3 protein-coding genes and 3 pseudogenes (3 of these 6 only partly in view) are annotated in these 3,083 nt (G+C 34.7%); all 6 read left to right on the top strand.

All coding sequences use genetic code 11. From position 1 onward, the window contains the following. Positions 1–11: pseudogene (locus A2255_09850) on the top strand (histidinol-phosphate transaminase); it begins 1,324 nt to the left of the window's first position. After that, positions 1–309: pseudogene (locus tag A2255_09845) on the top strand (hypothetical protein) (it extends 69 nt beyond the left edge of the window). The pseudogenes A2255_09850 and A2255_09845 overlap by 80 nt, the downstream one beginning before the upstream one ends. 11 nt (positions 310–320) lie before the next feature. Beyond that, positions 321–905, top strand: coding sequence for an imidazoleglycerol-phosphate dehydratase (locus tag A2255_09840; protein OGI16607.1), 585 nt, complete (start codon positions 321–323; stop codon positions 903–905). Positions 906–931: 26 nt separating this feature from the next. Then, positions 932–1,525 carry an imidazole glycerol phosphate synthase, glutamine amidotransferase subunit gene (locus A2255_09835; GenBank protein OGI16606.1) on the top strand — a complete coding sequence of 198 codons (594 nt, stop codon included), beginning with the start codon at positions 932–934 and terminating at the stop codon, positions 1,523–1,525. A 73-nt stretch (positions 1,526–1,598) separates the two neighbouring features. Next, complete coding sequence (locus A2255_09830; protein OGI16605.1) at positions 1,599–2,354, top strand: imidazole glycerol phosphate synthase subunit HisF; 756 nt, start codon at positions 1,599–1,601, stop codon at positions 2,352–2,354. Positions 2,355–2,377: 23 nt separating this feature from the next. Next, positions 2,378–3,083, top strand: a pseudogene (locus A2255_09825) (phosphoribosyl-ATP diphosphatase) (it continues 470 nt past the right edge of the window).

The following is a 3,083-nucleotide window of genomic DNA, read 5'->3' as shown; positions in this document are numbered from 1 at the left end:
TTTGTGCTTAAAAGATGGAACCTGGAAGATGCTTTCTCTATAGTGATAACTATGGATGATGTACCTGATGGATTCCATAAGCCTGATCCATATGGAATAAACCATATTTTAAAACAAATAACCCCCTTAAACACTTACTATTTTGGTGATACACCTGATGATATGATTTCTGCAAGAAAAGCAGGAGTAAATGGGGTAGGAATTCTTCCTCCCCAAGATAAAAGTGAAGGTTTAAGAAATAAACTGTTATCTGAAGGCGCCATGGTAATATTGAATAATGTAGAAGATTTAATCGGCACCGTTAAATAGGAGCTTCAATTATGCGTGAAAGCAAGGTAGAGAGAAAAACCCTTGAAACAGAAATAAGTATCAAACTTAATTTAGATGGAACAGGATCAAAGAAAATCAACACAGGCATTAAATTTTTTGACCATATGCTTGATCAATTATCTTCCCATGGATACTTTGATCTTGAAATAGAAGTAAAATCACACGATAATGACCCACATCATATAGTTGAAGATACAAGTCTTGCCCTTGGAGAAGCATTTAAAAAAGCTCTTGGTGATAAAAAAGGAATAAATCGCTATGGCTATACTACTATACCTATGGACGAGGCTTTGACCTTATGTTCTATTGACTTAAGTGGAAGACCATACTGTAATTTTGATGCTAAAATGACAGAAGAACGGGTTAGAGATTTTGAAACTATATTAACAAATCACTTTTTTCAAAGTTTCTCTGTTGGAAGCTTATCTACATTACATATAAGCCTATTATATGGAGAAGACACCCACCATATAATAGAATCAATATTTAAAGCATTTGCAAGAGCTTTAAATACAGCTTGCAGCATCAATAAAGAACATGCTGAAAGTATCCCATCGACAAAAGGTACTATATAAAATTTTTAACAGGAGACTAATCAGATTTGAGCGTAACCATTGTAGATTATGGAGCTGGAAATTTAAAGAGCATAACTAATTTACTTGATGTTCTTGAAACGCCATATATTGTTACTGATAAAAAAGAAGATATCATTAACGCTAAAAGAATAATTTTTCCTGGGGTTGGACACTTCGGTCAGGTTATGGAATCTTTGAATTCAAAAGGATTAACCGAAAGCTTGATTGAAACAATTAAATCCGGAACGCCTTTCCTTGGCATTTGCCTTGGCCTTCAAGTATTGTTTGAAGAAAGTGCAGAAGCTCCAGGATGTAAGGGCTTAGGCATTATTCCAGGCAAAGTCGAAAGATTTAAATGGGGCAAAGTACCACATATTGGCTGGAATAAACTTAAAACAACGCTAAATAATAATATATTAACTGATGATTATGTGTATTTTGTAAATTCATACTATATAATTCCAGAGGATACGAGTATTATTTCTGCATATACAGATTATTACTTTAACTTTGGAGCTGCAATTGAGCATAAAAACATTTTTGCATTCCAGTTTCACCCTGAAAGAAGTGGTGAAATTGGCTGCAATTACATTAAAAAATGGCTCGAAATTTCTAATTAATTTAATAAATCCTTCACTATTAAATTTTCACGTAAGATATAATTAAGTATTAGTTTAATTAACAGGTAAAAATATGCTGGCTAAAAGAATAATCCCATGCCTTGATGTAAAAGATGGTCAAACTGTTAAAGGTATTAACTTCCAGAATTTGAAATATGCCGGTGATCCTGTCAGCCTTGCTAAAAGATATTCTGATGAGGGGGCTGATGAACTGGTTTTTCTTGATATAACCGCAACTAATGAAGGCAGAAAAACTATGCTTAGTGTGGTAGAAAATGTTGCCAGACAAGTTTTTATTCCTTTCACTGTTGGAGGAGGAATAAGAACCTTAGAAGATATTAGAAATATCCTTCTTGCCGGCGCAGACAAAGTTAGTTTGAATACAGCGGCGGTTATCAATCCCGATTTAATTACTCAGGCCTCAGAATCTTTTGGTTCTCAATGTGTCGTAATTGCAATTGATGCCAAAAGAGAGCCTGATGATTGGTATGTATACATTAATGCAGGACAGAAAAAAACAGATATAAAAGTTAGAGACTGGATAAAAACCATAGAAAAACTTGGTGCAGGTGAGATTCTTCTTACTTCTATGGATGCTGATGGAACTCAAAAAGGTTTTGACCTTGAATTAACATCTATGGTATCACTGAATTCAAACCTACCTGTTATCGCTTCAGGTGGAGCAGGGCCAATAGTTGAACATTTTATAGATGTTTTCACAAATGGTTCAGCAGATGCGGCTCTGGCAGCATCAATTTTTCACTACAATACTCTAACAATAAAAGACTTAAAGGAATCTTTAAGCAATCAGGGAATACCCGTACGATAATATAGAATCGAGGATATAACATTATGATCATACCAAGCATAGATATAATGGATGGAAAAGCAGTACAGCTCAAACAAGGCAAACAGAAAATCCTTGAAAGAGAAGATATATTTGAACTCGCAGAATATTTTGGAAGATTTGGAGAAATTGCCGTAATCGACCTTGATGCAGCAATGGGTAAAGGCAGCAACTTAGAGATAATTAAAAAACTTTGCAAAATGGTTCCTTGTAGAGTTGGCGGTGGGATAAGATCAGTTGAGAAAGCTAAAGAAATACTTTCATACGGGGCTACTAAAATAATAATAGGGACAAAGGCTTCAGAATATTTCTTAAGTTTACTCCCTAAAGATAAAGTGATTGTAGCTATCGATGCTAATAAAGGTAAAATAGTGAATGAAGGCTGGATGAATGAGACAAATGCAACACCAGCAGATTTTGTAAAAAGATTTGATACTCTATGTTCAGGCTATTTGTACACAATAGTGGAAAAAGAAGGTACAATGACCGGAACTGACCTTGATGCCATTAAACAGGTCAGAGCAATCACCAATAAAGAGCTAGTTGCAGCAGGTGGGATAAGCTCAATTGATGAAATTGTAGAATTAGATAAAATAAATGCAAGCTGTCAGCTTGGCATGAGTATATATACAGGTAAAATCAACTTATCTGATGCTTACTGTGCAATACTGGACTTCAAAAAAGGTAATGGCCTTATTCCTACAATTGCTC

Source organism: Candidatus Melainabacteria bacterium RIFOXYA2_FULL_32_9 (assembly GCA_001784615.1).
Taxonomy (GTDB): domain Bacteria; phylum Cyanobacteriota; class Vampirovibrionia; order Gastranaerophilales; family UBA9579; genus UBA9579.
This window is presented reverse-complemented; position numbering and strand designations above follow the sequence as displayed.